General features: G+C 69.0%; 12 protein-coding genes and 2 pseudogenes. 5 read left to right on the forward strand and 9 right to left on the reverse strand.

The annotated features are described in order from the left end of the window. Positions 1–20 precede the first annotated feature (20 nt). From AC3EVP_RS06825 to AC3EVP_RS06845, 5 genes are read right to left on the reverse strand one after another with little or no spacing between them, the layout of a single operon-like run. Positions 21–986, reverse strand: a complete 966-nt coding sequence (locus tag AC3EVP_RS06825) for a hypothetical protein (RefSeq protein ID WP_435127184.1) — start codon at positions 984–986, stop codon at positions 21–23. Continuing rightward, a complete protein-coding gene (locus AC3EVP_RS06830; RefSeq protein WP_435127186.1) occupies positions 983–1642 on the reverse strand; it encodes a hypothetical protein in 660 nt (219 codons plus the stop codon). Before AC3EVP_RS06830 ends, AC3EVP_RS06825 begins: the two co-directional genes overlap by 4 nt. Then, positions 1639–2118, reverse strand: coding sequence for a hypothetical protein (locus tag AC3EVP_RS06835; protein WP_435127188.1), 480 nt, complete (start codon positions 2116–2118; stop codon positions 1639–1641). The genes AC3EVP_RS06830 and AC3EVP_RS06835 overlap by 4 nt, the downstream gene beginning before the upstream one ends. Next, positions 2115–2882 carry a glycosyl hydrolase gene (locus tag AC3EVP_RS06840; RefSeq protein ID WP_435127190.1) on the reverse strand — a complete coding sequence of 256 codons (768 nt, stop codon included), beginning with the start codon at positions 2880–2882 and terminating at the stop codon, positions 2115–2117. The genes AC3EVP_RS06835 and AC3EVP_RS06840 overlap by 4 nt, the downstream gene beginning before the upstream one ends. Further along, the gene (locus AC3EVP_RS06845; RefSeq protein ID WP_435127192.1) at positions 2879–3484 is read right to left on the reverse strand and encodes a DUF4913 domain-containing protein; all 606 of its coding nucleotides are present in this window, start codon (positions 3482–3484) and stop codon (positions 2879–2881) included. Before AC3EVP_RS06845 ends, AC3EVP_RS06840 begins: the two co-directional genes overlap by 4 nt. 489 nt (positions 3485–3973) lie before the next feature. Between AC3EVP_RS06845 and AC3EVP_RS06850 the strand changes: the two genes are divergently transcribed. Both AC3EVP_RS06850 and AC3EVP_RS06855 read left to right on the forward strand, forming a co-directional pair. Then, positions 3974–9544, forward strand: a complete 5571-nt coding sequence (locus tag AC3EVP_RS06850; protein WP_435127194.1) for a DUF6531 domain-containing protein — start codon at positions 3974–3976, stop codon at positions 9542–9544. Then, a complete protein-coding gene (locus AC3EVP_RS06855) occupies positions 9544–9822 on the forward strand; it encodes a zinc ribbon domain-containing protein (RefSeq protein WP_435127196.1) in 279 nt (92 codons plus the stop codon). Before AC3EVP_RS06850 ends, AC3EVP_RS06855 begins: the two co-directional genes overlap by 1 nt. 101 nt (positions 9823–9923) lie before the next feature. Here the strand turns inward: AC3EVP_RS06855 and AC3EVP_RS06860 are convergent, their stop codons facing one another. The 4 genes and pseudogenes from AC3EVP_RS06860 to AC3EVP_RS06875 form a co-directional block, all read right to left on the reverse strand. Further along, positions 9924–10232, reverse strand: a complete 309-nt coding sequence (locus tag AC3EVP_RS06860; protein WP_435127198.1) for a hypothetical protein — start codon at positions 10230–10232, stop codon at positions 9924–9926. 372 nt (positions 10233–10604) lie between these two features. Further along, positions 10605–10823, reverse strand: a pseudogene (locus AC3EVP_RS06865) (DNA cytosine methyltransferase); the annotation flags it as partial. Positions 10824–10938: 115 nt separating this feature from the next. Continuing rightward, positions 10939–11121, reverse strand: a pseudogene (locus tag AC3EVP_RS06870) (DNA cytosine methyltransferase); the annotation flags it as partial. Position 11122: 1 nt separating this feature from the next. Next, a complete protein-coding gene (locus AC3EVP_RS06875; RefSeq protein WP_435127200.1) occupies positions 11123–11455 on the reverse strand; it encodes a hypothetical protein in 333 nt (110 codons plus the stop codon). Between the two features lie 211 nt (positions 11456–11666). On the opposite strand from AC3EVP_RS06875, the gene AC3EVP_RS06880 reads away from it, so the two are divergent. The 3 genes from AC3EVP_RS06880 (at position 11667) to AC3EVP_RS06890 (ending at position 15489) form a co-directional block, all read left to right on the forward strand. Further along, positions 11667–12854 carry a tyrosine-type recombinase/integrase gene (locus AC3EVP_RS06880; RefSeq protein ID WP_435127202.1) on the forward strand — a complete coding sequence of 396 codons (1188 nt, stop codon included), beginning with the start codon at positions 11667–11669 and terminating at the stop codon, positions 12852–12854. Further along, positions 12851–13192: a helix-turn-helix domain-containing protein gene (locus tag AC3EVP_RS06885; protein WP_435127204.1), complete on the forward strand. Its 342-nt coding sequence runs from the start codon at positions 12851–12853 to the stop codon at positions 13190–13192. The genes AC3EVP_RS06880 and AC3EVP_RS06885 overlap by 4 nt, the downstream gene beginning before the upstream one ends. A gap of 332 nt (positions 13193–13524) precedes the next feature. After that, positions 13525–15489, forward strand: a complete 1965-nt coding sequence (locus AC3EVP_RS06890; RefSeq protein WP_435127206.1) for a hypothetical protein — start codon at positions 13525–13527, stop codon at positions 15487–15489. Positions 15490–15730: the final 241 nt, after the last annotated feature.

A 15730-nucleotide genomic window follows, 5' to 3' on the forward strand; every position in this document is an offset into this window, starting at 1 on the left:
GGGTGTTTCCTTCGTTCTGGTCAGCGGGAGCGGATCGGGTTCGTGTGACCGGCGGAGCCGGCAGGAGGTGGTTGTGCCGGGGGCGAGGGGAGGGCTTTCGGGGTGCTGCGGCGGAGGGCGGCGGTGGTGCGCGGGTCCTGGCCGCGCTTGATCTCCTCCAGCGCGAGCAGCTCCTCGCGCGTGGGGAGCGGATCGACAGCCAGGTCCGAATCGGCCGCCGTCTGAGCCGGGTGGGCGGCATCACGGGAGTCGGCCTCGGGGCCGGCAACGGTTGTTGGTGCTGCGTCATGGGCGGACCGCAGGGCTTCCTGGCCCAGCGCGGTCAGCGAGAGGAGCTGCCCTTGCGTGCGCGTCGTGGTGGTGTCGATGTCGAGCAGGCCGTCGACGAGCATCCGCTCGACGGTCTGCACCCAGATCGGGACCAGGACGCCGGTGCCGTCGGAGAGATACCGGTCCTGCTCGGACAGCGCGCTCTGCTTCAATCGCAGCCCGCCGCGCTCGACCGCCCGCAGGGCCTGAATCTGCCGGTTACCGGCAACGGCCCAGTCGTCGTCCCTCCCCAGTGCCCCTTCTGCCGTTCGCTCCAGGGCGGGACCGAGCCCCTCGGCCGCCCTGTGAGCGGCTTCGGGAAGCAGCCGCCGGTAGCCGGCCACGGCTCGGCCGAGTTGCTGGTAGGCCGCATCCCGGCGGGCCACGAGGAGTTCGAGCTGCGGTCCGGCGGCGCCCAGGAGCCCGTACGAGCCGCGCATCTGCGGGGCCCTGCCCTGCGCGATCGGTTCAAGAGCCTCGATCGCTGCCTTCGCTGCGCGGGTGAGGTCGGCGTGCAGGTCGTCGGTCTCGTGCGCGGCGGTGGCGACGAGCCTGCCCACGATGTCCAAGGGGCTGAGCAGCGGGTGGCGGTCGCTGAGTTCCCACGGGTCTTCGACACCGAATTCCGCGGCGACCAGGTGCGCGCCGGGCCGTACGGAGGGATCGTGGGGGTTCACCGCGCCGCCTCCATCCGGGTCAGCAGGGTGCGCACCAGCGTCGGCAGACTGTCCGGGCCTTCGCCGATCCGCAGGTCGCCGCCTGCTTCACCCAGCACGTACGCCGCGTCCTCGGCCAGTCCGCTGGCGATCTCCATGCAGGCGTCGGTGATCCGGGCCGCGGCCAGCAGTGACTGCGACAGCACCTGCACGTACTCGCTGGACGTCAGCCCGGCGGTTTCGGCGGCGGCGCGGATGGCCGCCAGCTCCAGCACGCTGAACCCGAATCCCGTTTCCGCCGTGCCGTCCTCCTGGGGCAGCGGGGCGGGTTCGGTCGGCGCGTCGGGGATGCCGACCTGGGTGCAGATCCGGTCGACGGTGTCGGTCAGCTCGCCGAGGGATTCGGTCAGCCAGCCTAGGGCGGCGGCGTAGGAGGCGAGCGCGAACAGCCCGGCCGGGGTGTCGGGCAACGGCTCGTCGAGAAACCCCTCCAGCCGGTCGGTCAGTTCGCCGACGACGGCGGGTCCGGCGGACAGCGCGCCCAGGACGGGGTGAAGGTAGGAGCGGGCGGCGGGGGTGGGGTACTCGGCGGTCAGGACGCCGGAGATGCTGTTCGCCGCGCCGGTGAGCAGATCGGCCAGCTCGGTGCGGGACAACGGGGTGCGGTCGGTGCTCATCGGGCGGCCTTCCGGGCGGTGTTGGGCGTGCTGGTGCTGTAGGCGACCGAGGCGGTCGGCGAGTCGGGGGTGAGGGGCGCAGCATGGGGGGAGCGGGAGTTGGCGGCGCGGATGCGGGCCGCGGTCGCCGGGTCCGGGGGCGGGGTCTGGGTGCGGCCGGTGCGGTGCTGGGCGGTGCGGTAGACCGCGTAGTCCGCGCGGGGGCCGGCGGCGACCAGGTAGACCTCGCGGTCGTGCTTGGAGGTGGCGGGTGCGGGGCGGAACTGGACGACCAGCCGGTGGCTGGCCCAGTCGGTGCCGACACCGGGGATGACCTTGTGGAACCCCTCCAGGCGTCCCTCCAGGCGCTTGGCGACGCGTTCGCCGTTGACGAGGTCCTGCAGGTGCAGCAGTGCCTGGTCGCGGATGGGTTCGGGTAGGGCGCGCAGGTCGGGGGCGTCGGGATGGGCGGCGAAGGCGCGGCGGGGCAGACTCACCGTGACCTCCGCGGACCCGGCTGCTGCGTCGTGTCGGCGGACGCGGCGGGGAGCGTGTCGAGACCGCATGCCGCAGCGCGCGGGGTACCGCTCGACCGGGCGAGCGCCACGCGCTCACGACGGGCGTGAGCGGCTGGACTGGCTTGTGGTGCCTGCGGCAGCGGAGTGCTGCGGTCCTCCAGCCAGTGCCTGGCCGTGTCCTCGTCGAGGAACGCGCCCTCGCGCAGGGTGTAGGTGCGGGTGTCGGGGTCGATGACTTCGAGGAAGACCCGGACCGGTGCGGCGGTGGCGAGGGTGTCGTTGGCCAGGGTCCAGATCTCGCAGGGGCCGTCATCCGAGGTGCAGGTGTCGATGACGTCGTAGCGTTGCCCGCCGTCGCGGATCATCTGCTGGATGCGGAGGGTCTGTTCGTCGGCTGCTTCCACGAAGTCGCTGTCGGGCACGGCGATTTTCTCGGGCGGGCAGCCGCGCTCGATCAGCCAGGCTTGTGCGAACGGCAGGCTGGCGTGGCATTCGCTCTCCAGCGTGAAGGTGCGCAGGTTGAGGTTGCGGGCGACCTTGATGGCCACGAGTTGCGGTGCGCCCGGTATGCCCCAGGTGACAGAGGCGTCGTGGGCGACGACGTAGCTGTGCGATCCGTGGGGAGCGGTGTGGTGCTCGGCCAGGACGGTCAGGTCGCCGACCCACAGCACGCTTGCGGCCTGCGCGGAGTCGATGTCGGCGGGGTCGAGGTCGTCCTGGGCGAGGTCGAGTGCGGCGGTCACCGGGCACCGTCCTCGGTCGCGGGTGCCGGGGTGGCGAGCACGCGGTGGGTCGGGCGGGCCGGGCTGGTCGTGCACGCGGCGAACGGGCCGTCGGGAGAGCGGAGTTGGGCGAGGGTGTGGTCGAGGTGGTCGCGGTGCCACGTCGAGGGACCGGACAGGCCCGCTTCGGCGTCGGTGAGCTGCTGCCAGGCCAGCCACAGCGCATGTAGGCGTGCGACGGCCTCGGGGTGCTCGTACCACGTGGCGCACCACGGGCGGGTGGTGCTGATCTCCCGGCCGTAGACCGGCAGGAACAGGTAGTGCACCCAGTCGGCGAGCGCGGCCAGCTCGGTGGCGTACGCCTCGCCGCCCAGCGCCAGGATGAACACACTTGCCGGGCCGCTGTCCGGTACGGCGTCGGCAGCCACGGCGTCGGGGCCGGCGTTATCGGCCGGTGCGACAGGGGTAGGGGGTTCGGATTCGGAGCCGAGGCGGTCGAGGATCACGCCGTGCTGGCGGACCTCGGCCATGGTCGCGGCCAGCGTGCTGGCCAGGTCGCCGAGGTTCTCGTCGGCTATGCGGTACGGCTCGGGTTCGGGGGCGGCCGTGGTGGGATCGGACATGGCGCTTCCAGGGGGTGGGTGAGCAGGTCGGAGGCGGTGCGCGTGGGGGCCGGGTTCGTCTGGAAGCCATGGCGGTGCTCCTCGGGCAGGAAGCGGGCGTGGGTAGGAGGATGCGGAGGATCGGCGATTTGGCCGGTCCGGGAAAAGGCGGTAGTGCGCATAGGGCAGGGCGACGGGGCGCTGAGTTTCGCTGCACGAGTGCGCGGCGGATGGGGACGCTGGTCGACGGGTTCTCGACGACAGCCACCTCGACGCGTCATCACCGCCCTCCGTGCAGGTGCCGCCGACCGGAGAGTCGCCGTCCGCATCCGAACGTTCGCCATCAGTAAGTAAATTCCAACTGACTAACCATCAGAAATGCTGTCACAGCAGTCATTTGGTCTCTTGATGGTTGGGTATGGGCCTCGCGAGACTGGTCGCTCCGACACGGCGTGCCTGCGCTGGGGAGCGTGTTCTGTGGTGCGCCTTGACCTGTGGGGGGTGGCGGGCATGCTTCGTGCTGTCCTGGTCCGGGTTCGGCTTCTGTCCGTGCTGGTGGTGCTGTCTGTTCTGGCGGGCGGTGGATGGCTGGCGGTGCTGCCGACTACTTCCGCGGCGGCGGCTTCCGTGTCGCAGGTCGACGCGGCCCATGTCCCGAAGCCGGCGGCTCCTGAGAAGCCGTTGTCGCTCGCGCAGCGGCGTGACGCGTTCGGCGGCCAGCCCGCGGCGGTCAAGGCCCACGGCCTTCCCGCGGGCAAGGGAGAAGCGCCGACGCCGAAGCAGACCGCCAAGGTGGAGCAGCGCTTGGCGAAGCAGAAGCAGCATCCCGCGGCGGCCGAGCGGGTCGAGTCGCCGGCCGATTCGGGCCCGTACACGGGTCTGGTGAGCGAGCAGATCTCGACCGATCCGCTCGGGAACCAGGCCGCCTACACCGACAACCCGATATGCCTGTGCGACCGGATGGGCGCGGCGGTGCCGGGCGAGCCTCTGGTGGAGACGGCATCGATCTACCAGTACGGCGACAACACCACCACGCAGGAGTCGCAGCCGGTGAAGGTGACCTGGGAGGTCACCGACTACTGCACCGGCGGGCCCAACCTGAACTTCGACTTCGACCAGACGGTGTCGGCCCCGAACTGGATGACCCACGACCAGCCCGGTGCGCCGGACCCGCCGACGGTCAGCGCGGTCATCCCGCTACCGGCACAGGTGTGTACTGCGAACAGCCAGTGGACTTACATAGTCAACGCCTGCGCGCAGGTGATGACGGACCCGCCCGGTGCTGTCACCTGCGGCTCGTCGAACGACTTCCTGGTACTGCCCTTCCTTCCGGCCGACGGGACGAACGGCTGCACCTGCGGCGACGCGAGCGGTGCGCCGCGCAGCGATGTCCAGCGTGCGGACCCGGTGGACACGGCAACTGGCGCGTACAGCGAGCAGTTCACCGACGCGTCTGTCACGGGCGTGGGAGTGCCGTTCACCGCGGCGCGAAGTTATGGCTCGAACGTGGCGGCGGTCGGTGCGCTCGGCAAGGGCTGGTCGCTGCCGTGGGAGACCAGCCTCCAGGTCGACAGCGCCGGCAACGTCCTCGTGCGTGGCGAGGGCGGAGCCCTGCACGGTTACACCAAGCAGAGCAACGGCAGCTTCACACCGGCCGACGGTGGAACCTCCGTCCTGGCGACCGCCTCCGGAGGCGGATACACGCTGACCTCCCTCGACCACATCACGTACACCTTCGCCGCGGACGGCCACCTGAGCAGTGAGAAGGACGCTTCCGGGCAGGGACTGACGCTGACGTACACCGGCGGCGTACCCACCACGATCACCGACGCGGCCGGCCGTGACGTGTCCTTGTCCTACACCGGCGCACTCCTGACGAAGATCACCCTGGCCGACGGCCGCCATGTCGACTACGGCTACACCGGCAGCCAGTTGACCTCCGTGACCGCGCTCGACGGAGCGACGACGACCTACGGCTACGACAGCGCCGGCCGACTGAACACCGTCACGGACGCACTCCAGCACCGGCAGGTCTTCAACGTCTACGACACCCAGGGCCGGGTGACCTCGCAGACGGACGCCGACGACCGGCAGACCACCTTCGCCTACACGACCACGAGCGTCTTCGACGAGACCGACACCACCGCCCCCGACGGCGGGGTGTGGAGCGACTTCTACGCCGGGAACATGCGCTACGCCCAGGAGGACCCCCTGGGCAACGTGACGCTCTACGAGTACGACGCGCACTACAACCTCACGGATCTCCTCGACGCCGACGGCCACGACACATCGTGGAAGTACAACGACAACGGACTGCTGAAGAGCACGAAGACCGACGGCCTGCAGCAGTGGACCTACGACTCCTCGGGCAACCCCGCCACGTACGAGGACGCCGACTACCACACGACGAAGTTCACCTACGGCGCGAACCACCTGCTCACCCAGGTCGCGGACCCGCTGCAGAACTCCACCGACTACACCTACTGGCCCAACGGCGAGCTGAAGACGGCCACCACGCCGCGAGGGAAGACCACCCAGTACGCCTACTTCCCCGACGGGAGCCTGCAGCAGGTCACCTCGCCCGAAGGCCGCGTGACCAGCTACACCTACGACACGTCGGGCCGCCTGCGCACAGAAACGGACCCGCGCGGCAACGTCACCGGTGCGGACCCGGCGAAGTTCACCACCACATACACCTACGACGACGCCGACCGGCTCCTTTCGGTCACCGACGCGAACAACCACACCACGACAACGAAGTACGACGCCGCGGGGAACATCCACACGGTCACCGACCCGGCCGAGCGGGTCACCACCTACGGCTACGACGACGCCGACCACGTCACGTCGATCACCGACCCCGCGCAGCACACCACCCACTACGGCTACGACCTCGCCGGGCGCCCCGACTCGGTGACCGACCGAACCGGCGCGACCACCTCGACGACGTACGACGCGGCCGGGAACATCGCCTCCACCGTCACCGCCCGCGGCAACGCGACCGGCGCGGACAAGTCCGCGTACACCTGGACGTACGGCTACGACCACGTCGGCAACCGCACCTCCACCACGGACCCCCTCGGCCACACGACCGCCTTCGCCTACGACACCGTCAACCGCCCACTGGGCACCACCGACCCCAACGGGCACACCCGTAAGGTCACCTACGACCTCGACGGCAACGTCACGTTCCAGTACGACGCCCTCGGCCACACCGTCACCAGGTTCGACTACGACGCGGACAACCGCCTGGAGGACACCAGGACCGGCGCGGGCAACAAAACCACGTACGAGTACGACGACGACAGCAACCTCACCGGTGTCCTCACCCCGGCCGGAGAACACACCACCTACGGCTACGACGACGACGGCCTGCGCACCACCACCGTCGACCCCCGCGGCAACACCACCGGGGCCACTGCGGCCAACTACACCTGGACCACCGGATACGACCCGGCCGGCAACCCGACCAGCCTCACCGACCCGGACGGGAACACAACCAGGACCGGCTACGACGGTGTCGACAACGTCACCTCCACCACCGACGCCCTGTCCAAGACGACCAGCTACACCTACGACGCACTCGACCGACTCACGACGACCGCCGCACCCGCGAGCGGCACCACGACGTACGCATACGACCCTGCGACCGGGTTCCTCGACACGATCACCGATCCGAACACGCATGTCACGACGTACGGCCACGACAACGAAGGCCGCGTCACCTCGATCACCGACCCGCTCAGCCACACCGAGTCGTTCGCCTACGACCCGGAGGGCAACCTCTGGCAGACCAAGAACGCCCGCGGCCAGACCATCACCGCCACCCTCGACGCCCGGGACTTGACGCAGAAGGTCACCTACTCCGACAGCACTCCCGCGGTCACCTACACCTATGACGATGCCGGCCGGATGCAAACGGTCGCCGACGCGACCGGCACCCGCACGCTGACGTATTACGCCAACGACCAACTCGAGTCGATCGGCACCACCGGCCAGCTCTTCAGCTACACCTACAACAGCGACCAGACGCTGAACAAGCGCACCGACCCCGACGGCGCCTCCACCGCGTACACCTACGACACTGACGGCCGCGTCCACACCGAGACCGCCGCCGAACCCGGCAGCGCCGGAAAAACCACCACCTACGCCTACGACGCCGCCGGCAACCCGACCAGCACCGCCCTGCCCACCACCCCCGCGCTCACCCAGACCCGGGCCTACGACGCCGCCGGCCGGCTGGACAGCCTGCAGACCACAGGCCAAGAAGGCCACTTCTTCCAGTACGACGCGGACGGACACCTCACCACCGACTTCACCGGCAGCGGAGCCCACGGCGAGTCATACGACGCTGCCCGTCGCTACGCCTACGACGACGCCGGACGCGTCACCCGCGACTGCACCGACAACGCGGAAGCCGCGTCCTGCCTCGACGAGGGCACCGGCCACACCTACACCTACGACAACGCAGGAAACCTCGCCACCAGCGCCGACACCGACGTCCCCTGCGAGTCCGGCACCTGCACGACCCAGACCACCACCAACACCTACAACGCGGCGGACGAACTCACCAAGGCCACACCCAGCACCGCCACCGTCACCAACGGCACACCCTCCCAACCCAAGGCCGGCGCCGCCACCTCCTACACCTACGACAACGACGGCAACCAGACCCAAGCCGGCGCCACCACCAACACCTACGACCCCGCTGGTCACCTCACCACCGCCACCACCGGCGCCACCACCCACACCTACGGCTACGACGCCGACGGCAACCGCACCACCACCAAAACCAACGGCACCCTGACCGACACCACCACCTGGGACATCAACAACCCCCAGGCCCAGATCGCCACCGAGACCGGCACCGGCAACGCACTGGTCGGCGACTACTTCTACGACCCCCAGGGCGCACCCCAATCCGTCGCCACGAACGCCACCACCTCCTACTCCTACCTCCACGACCAGCGGGGCTCCGTCACCGCCGTCGTCAACGCCACCGGCGCCCTCACCTCCGAGTACACCTACGGCACCTTCGGCACCTCCACCGAGAACCCCAACGACCCCGCAGGAGGTGAGAAGAGCGCCTTCGGCTTCACCGGCGCCTACAACGACCCCACCCAAACCGGCGCCCTCGACCTCCGAGCCCGCACCCTCGACACCACCACCGGCCGCTTCACCACCCGAGACCCCGTCGCCACCACACCCGGCAACCCCAACCCCTCCGACTACGCCTACGCCGACAACGACCCCGTCAACGAATCCGACCCCTCCGGCGCCTGCCCCGTATGCATCAGCGCCCTCGTCGGAGCCGGCATCGGCGGACTCGTCAGCGGCGGCATCTACGCCTGGCAGCACCACGACGGCGACTGGAACTGGTCCGACTTCGCCGCCACCACCGCCAAGGGCGCCGTCATCGGCTTCGGCGCAGGGCTCCTCGCCCCCGTCGGCGGCACCAGCGCAGCCCTCCTCGGCTTCGAAGACGGCACCGCCGCCTACTACGCCACCGCCGCCACCGTCAACGGACTCACCCAAGCCGCCTACACCTGGGCCGTCAACGCCGTCCAATGCCAATCCACCACCCCCCAAGACCTCCTTTTCAGCTTCGCCGGCGGCTTCGGCGGCACCTACGCAGGCGCGGCATTCCCGTGGCTGCGAGGGCTATTTGGGGACGGAAGCGAGGAAGAAAGTAGCGCTCCTGGGTTGGAGCGCCGGACCTCCAATACGGGGCCGTTCTCAGACCTGCAAGTACCCATGCAGAAGCGAGTGGTTAATCAGGTTGCTCGTAAGGCGGGCGTCGACCTGGGCGGTGTGAAAGTCACGATAAATCGTGATTCAGATTTGATCGGACGGTCGCTCTACGGGCATACATCGCCGGACGGGAGGACAATTACCTTGTATCCTGATGCGTTCGGCTCCACTGAGGACCTCGTGAGAACTATCGGACATGAGCGGATGCATGTTATGCAGGTTGGACTCTATGGTCCTGCTTCGTCATGGGAGCAGGAGCGATCTTGGGAGCGTGCCGCCTTCGCCTCGGAGGACCAGTTCTGGAACTACTTCAACGGAGGCTCGCGCTGATGGCTGATAGAGAAGCCTGGCTTAAGGCGCTGGCTTTGGTCTCCAACGGCCAGCGTGTGACAACCAGTGTGCCGTGTCCGGCATGCGGAAATCACCAGCTTGAGGTCCGATACATTGTGGACCCCACCAGCCGCGTTGGCTACGCCTTGTTCTGGTGCGGAGCGTGCCTACATGGCATCACCGTATCCCGGGTGCGTGCTCCGGAACGCATGATGGCGCTATCGATCGACGATCCGGATTCGACCGCCGATGTACCGGATTTCGTTCGGGAGAACTGATGTGGTGCAGGGTGGCGGGCTCTTCCTGGACTGCGCTCGTGACTGTCCGCCCAGGCAAAGGATCGGGGATTTGGTCCGTCTTGGAAATGGCGACGGTGCGGCTACGACCCGGCGCAGGGTGGGCACCTCGGAAACGGAGGATGAAGCAACTGCATCGCGTGTACGGCTTGTTGGGGGATGACGCCGTTGCCGAGGGCGGTGAGCTGGGCGGGCCGGCCGAGTCCGGGTGTCGCGGTCACCCAGCCCGCGGGCAGGCCCTGCATCCACTCCACGAACTCCGCCCGCAGCCGCCCGGCCTCGTCGGTGGGCGGCGGCGCGGGGCGGGTGAGGGTCTCCCACCGGGTGATCGCGGCTGCGTACGGCCCCCAGCGCCCGTTGCTTCCTCCGTATCCGGACTCGGGTCCGTCCACAGCGGCAGGGCCTCCGCCGACAGGGGCGGTCGCCGGCCCCGGCGCGGACGGCGTCCAGGGGTGCCGGTGTTGCTCGCCCGTGGGGTGGGCAGCAGGGAGGCCGCCGCCGAGGGGAGCGTCAAGTCGCCGTTGCCGTGCCGCTGGTTGGGCGAGCCCTTGATCCCGTCCGACGCTTTCGGCGTCGGCAGCAGCCACTCCACCTCGTCGGCCAGGTTCGGCCCGTGGCCGCCGCTCTTCCTCTTCTCCGGGTGCTGGCTCCCGCCGTTCGATCCGATGTTGCTCGTCGGCGTCTTGAGAAGGAGGTCCGGCGGGCCAGGCGGTGAGGAAGGTCCGCTCGCGGCGGTGGGGTGCTCCGATGTCGCAGGCGCGTAGCACGAGCCAGCGTGCGTCGTACCGGAGGTCGGCCAGGGAGCCGAGTACGGCGCCAAGTGCCCGCAGAGGAGGCTGGGCTGGGTCGTCTCCCAGACACCACGGGCAGGATTCCACGTCGCCAGGGGTACCGGCGGGGGAGGTGAGGAGTCCGCGGACATTCTCGATCACCACCAGGCAGGGTCGGAGGGCTTCGACCGCGCGGGCGACGTGCAGCCACAGCCCTGAGCGGGTGTTCGCGTTGAGTCCGGCGCGGCGGCCGGCGACCGAGACGTCTTTGACAAGGGAAGCCCGCGGTCAACACGCACACCCGGGGCACATCGGCCCAGTTGATGGCGGTGATGTCGCCATAGTTGGGCACGTGCGGCCAGTGCCGGGCCAGGATGCGGGACGCGTCGGGGCTGGTCTCGGCGTGCCAGGCCACCGTGCCACCGAGTGCGGCCTGCACGCCCAGGTCCAGGCCCCCGTATCCGGAGCACAGGGAGCCGATCGCAGGCCCTGCGGATGACCCGGCGGACACGTCAGCGGCCCTTCACGGCGCTGGGTGCCAGGGGGGAGGCCGCCGGGGCCGGCGGGGCTGCAGGCGCCGGGGCGCTCTGTCCGACGAGGGAGGTGTGGGGTGAGCGGGCGGTGGCCTGTACGTGTGCGGTGGACGGTGCCAGGCGGCCTGCTGACGTGCGGAGGTCTGCGGCCACGGACTCGAGGATCTCGTCGGCCGCCTCGCAGCAGCCGGTGATGATCTCGTTGGCCTGCCGGCGGGCGGGATCGAGGCTCGACGGGTTGTTCCGGTGGGTCGGATGGGTGGTGAAGTTGAAGTACGCGATCTCGCTTTGCGCGCGTCCGAGTTCGGTCATGGCCTCGCCCAGTGGAGGGAGGACGTCGCTGTAAGCCTCGACGGCCTTCTTTCCGTCGCCGTTGAACCGCCCTTCGGCCAGACAACTGGAGTACGCGCGGGTTCGTAGTCGATCGCTGCGTGCGATCTCTTACATGTCGACAGGTCCGAGACCCGTGTTCGACATGTCCCTGAGTCGGTGGAGTTTCCGCAGAAACTCGCAGAATCTGCAAGTGTGGTTCGTAATCTGCGTGTTCGTGGATGAATACCGAACTCGTCGCACCGCGCTGGAGCCAAGGCCGGCGGAGGAGCTCGGCGGCGCTGGGTTGGCGGACGTCTTTCAGCTGCACCGCCGCCGCGGCGAGCGGGACGGCCTGTCGGAGCGTGACTACTTCTTCGACACCCTCGCTGAGTACCAGTGGGCACGCGACGCGGCGGGTCTGATGCCGGAAACGGTCGACAAGCTCGTGAAACCTGTGATCGAGATCTGTGAGTACCTGGATCTGGCTCCATGGCGCCTGCAACCACGAGACCTCGACCGCTACTTCGCCGGACCGGGCAAGCGTGCCCGCTCCACCGTTCGCACCAAGATCAACCTTATTGACGGGTACTTCGCGTTCCTTGAGCAACGGTACGCGGGTGAGATCAACCGTCGTTTCGGTGTAGTCGTGGAGTCGCCGATCGATCCGTTCAATCGGCCCCGCCACCGGGGTGACTTGGGTCTGCGGGTGCCGCCGTCGCAGCAGGCTATGCGGGAGTTCTTCGCTGCGTGGCGGCGTGCTCTGCCACAGGCACGCAAGGAGGCGGTCGCGTGCCGTGACTACGTCATGGCGAAGATCGCCTACTTGTCGGGCGTGCGAGCGGCTGAGCTGTGCGGTGTGTGTATGCGCGATGTTCACTGGGAGTCGGGCCAGTGGGGCCGCTTCCTCGTTCATGGCAAGGGGGCTCGGGGGTCGGGGCCGCGGCAGCGTGAGGCGTTCTTGTTCGAGCAGGGGCGGGAGCTGCTGTGGTGGTACGTGGAGGAGGTGCGCGGATTGTTCCGGGACGATCCTGAGCATCCATCGGCGCCGTTGTTTCCGTCCGAACGCTTGCCCGTGGCTGTCGCGGCGCTGAACATGCCAGTCGCGCCGAAGATGGTCCCCTCGACGTTCAGGCGGGCGCTGCGGGCAGCGTCGTTGGCGCATCTCCCGGGCCCGGTGGCGGAGCTGTTCCCTCATCTCCTGCGTCATGCGTGCGCGACTCACAACTACGAGCGGGGGATGTCCCTGTGGGAGGTGCAGCGATTGCTGGGGCACTGGTGGAGTACGACCACGGTCCGATACCTCCTGACCGCGCAGGGCGATCCGGAGCAGGCGGCGCGGCGGGCTTCAGCCGAACGGGCCGGGCAGCGGCTGGTGGCGGACACGGGGAGCCTTCGATGAAGTGGAATCTGCGCTGGGTGGCGGCGCGACAGGACATCTGGCGGCCGACCGACTTGCTGGCGGCGTTTCGGCGGGTGGGCTTCAATCCGTCGTTAAGCAAGGTGTCCGCACTGTGGGGCGGCACCCCAGTGACCGTGCGGCTCGAGGACCTGGACCTGATCTGCCAGGCGCTGGGATGTACCGTGGGCGATCTCCTGGAAGCCGAGCCGGCCGCGACCGCGGCGGATCAAGGTGAGAGCCGGGCGGTCGCAGGTGGTGAAAGGGCTCCGGACCCGGTACGGCCAGTGCGGCCGGTGCCGCGAGGCGATGGCCCACGGCGCCTGCAGCCCCCGAACTGAGCCGCGCGTTGGAGCGGATCAGGCAGTGCGAGGACTGCCTGGCGGTGGCGCCGGGACAACCCCGGCGCAGCTGGCGGTGCAGAGGGTGCCAGCAGTGGGATCACCAGTACTCCCAGCGCGGACTGTGCCCCCGGTGTCGGTACCAGCAGCACCTGGGCCAAGACGGGCTCTGCCGCGGGTGCCAGCTGGCGCTACACGCCGAACGGGCGGCAGGCAACGTGTCCTGCTTTCCGGCTGCGACGCAGCTTCGGCTGCTGATTCCCGGCGTGGCGGACGGAGCCTGGCGCCTTGGCAAGCCGCCCACAGCGCGGCCTGCGGAGCCCCGACGCCGTGTGCTGCCTGCGACGATGCCGGGCCAGCAAATCCTGTTCCCGGTGCATCGCCGGCTGGGGGCACCGGAACTGCTCGACCTTGCAGAGAGACACTGGCCAGAGGAGGAGGCGCTGAAGCAGTACACATTGGTCCTGGCCCGGCAGCGCGGCCTGGGCCGGGCATGGTGCAGCCAGGTAGGACGGCGGCTACGGCTGGCCCTGGCCGTGCGGGATGCCGAGGGCGAGAGACAGGTCTCCCGCGAGATCCTCGACCAAGGCCGCGGGATGCAGTTCGGCGCGGCTGCCGCACAGAAGGTCCTGGAGCAGGCAGGCCTGTGGCGGGGGCCGACGCAGATGACCGACCAGATGCGTCAGCAGAGGATTCGAGTGCCCGCCGGCACCGTGACAGGCTGCGCGCACTGCGGCAGCTGGGGCATCACCACTCGCCTGTGCACCGCGTGCGCGAATTACCGTGCGAAACGGCCGATAGGGCGGTGCACCCGATGCGGACGCGACGGCCTCCCCTTGCATGTGAAGACGAGCCTGTGCCGGGGCTGTCTGGCATTCGTGCGGAACGTGCCCCAGCCGGACGGGACGTTCACTCAACTCACCTTCGCCGGAGCACTTGCCCACCGGGTAGTCGGCAAAGGAACACAGCCGTACCCGGCACCCGCTCCGGAGCACGACCACGCCGCCTCGCTGTTCGCTTGCGTTCCGGTGGTCCCTGGGCAGACCGCCCTGCTGACGGCCCCGCGTGACTGGATGGCCGTTCACACTGTCCCCCACCGCCTGCTGCCCCCGCTCAGCAACGAAGCACAGGCACTGGTGGAACAGTTCTCTGCCTGCCTTCCCGTCACAGCCAGCCGTCAGCCGAACCACGTTTACTCCATCCAGATGCTGCACCGCCTCCTGGCGTACACGGGTGTGGAGGAGCCCGTCCCGGAGCGGGACGTGTGCGCGCTCGCGAGGCTGGAGCCGAACGCCTCTCTGCACCGGATCGTGTTCTTCCTGCATGAGCGTGGACTGCTCGAACCCGACCACGACCGCAATATGGCCACCAGCCCTTCACTCGCCCGCCTGGACGCCGCCCGCACAGACGCCGGGCACCGCCAGGCCATCGAAGTCAAGCTCCGACAACTTTCTGACGCCATGGCCGACCAAATGCGGACCTGGGTCGCCGTCCGCCGCGGGGAGGGTCGTCGCCCTCACCCGCCCGTCAACTACACGCGTATCCGACGCGACCTCAACGTCGTTCTCCCCGTCCTGAACCTCTGGAGCCAGGACGGGCTGGATCTCCGGGAGATCACCACCGCGCACGTGACCTCCGCCCTCGGCGACCGGCAGGGACACCAGGCACGCGGCGTCCATCACGTCCTGCTCAGCGTCTTCCGCGCCCTCAAACAGGAACGTGCCGTCTTTACCAACCCGCTCGCCGGGCTCTCCCTCACCACCCCCGTTCGACTTCCTGAACCACTGCCCAGCGACCGGCTACATGGCCTGCTGGATCGGGTGGACAGTGCGATGGGGCGACTGGCCGTCGGCCTGGTCGCTGTCCACGCCATCAAGGTCACCGACATTGCTCGACTGCGCATAAACGCGCCCGACCTTGCCCGCGCAAGCCTCAGAGTCGACTTGCGCGGCCAGGTGCACACGGTCTATCTCGACACGCTGACCCTCCGCCTCCTGGACGAGTGGCTCCAGGAACGTCACGACCAGTGGCCCGCATCACCCAACCCGCACTTGCTGGTGACAACGCACTCAGCGCACCACCCCGCCCTCCCGCCCGTCAGCTACTGCGCGCTGCGGCGCGCGTTCGACCAAGCCGGAATCACCCCGCGCCAGATGTGGAGCGACCGTGTACTGGACGAGGCCCGACAAACCGCCGACCCAGTACACCTGGTGCACCTGTTCGGCATCCATCCCGGCACCGCCGTCCGCTACGTCCACACCGCGCACCCTGACAAGGCGTTGCCCCGCATCCGCTGAGCCGGATGGTGCTGTCCAGGCATCTGCAACCCCGCCCTACTTGGGTGCGGATCTTGGTGAAGCTCGGCGCTTTGGGTCGACAGCACCCGCCGCAGAGCAGCCAAGTTGCGCCCACAGCGCCGGGGCTGACCTTGATGAGTTGGGGGATGCGCTGGTAAACACCACCGGCCCTCTTGGGCCTTCTCGTAGCGGCGCGTGGCAGACAAGCCGTCGGCCTTGTGCCGCGTTGCTTGAGGTGGCT

Source organism: Actinacidiphila sp. bgisy144 (genome assembly GCF_057708105.1).

Coding starts and splice junctions, on each gene's coding strand:
- AC3EVP_RS06830 (WP_435127186.1), bottom strand. CDS start 1,642: ATGAGCACCGACCGCACCCCGTTGTCCCGCACCGAGCTGGCCGATCTG.
- AC3EVP_RS06845 (WP_435127192.1), bottom strand. CDS start 3,484: ATGTCCGATCCCACCACGGCCGCCCCCGAACCCGAGCCGTACCGCATA.
- AC3EVP_RS06850 (WP_435127194.1), top strand. CDS start 3,974: ATGCTTCGTGCTGTCCTGGTCCGGGTTCGGCTTCTGTCCGTGCTGGTG.
- AC3EVP_RS06855 (WP_435127196.1), top strand. CDS start 9,544: ATGGCTGATAGAGAAGCCTGGCTTAAGGCGCTGGCTTTGGTCTCCAAC.
- AC3EVP_RS06875 (WP_435127200.1), bottom strand. CDS start 11,455: ATGACCGAACTCGGACGCGCGCAAAGCGAGATCGCGTACTTCAACTTC.
- AC3EVP_RS06885 (WP_435127204.1), top strand. CDS start 12,851: ATGAAGTGGAATCTGCGCTGGGTGGCGGCGCGACAGGACATCTGGCGG.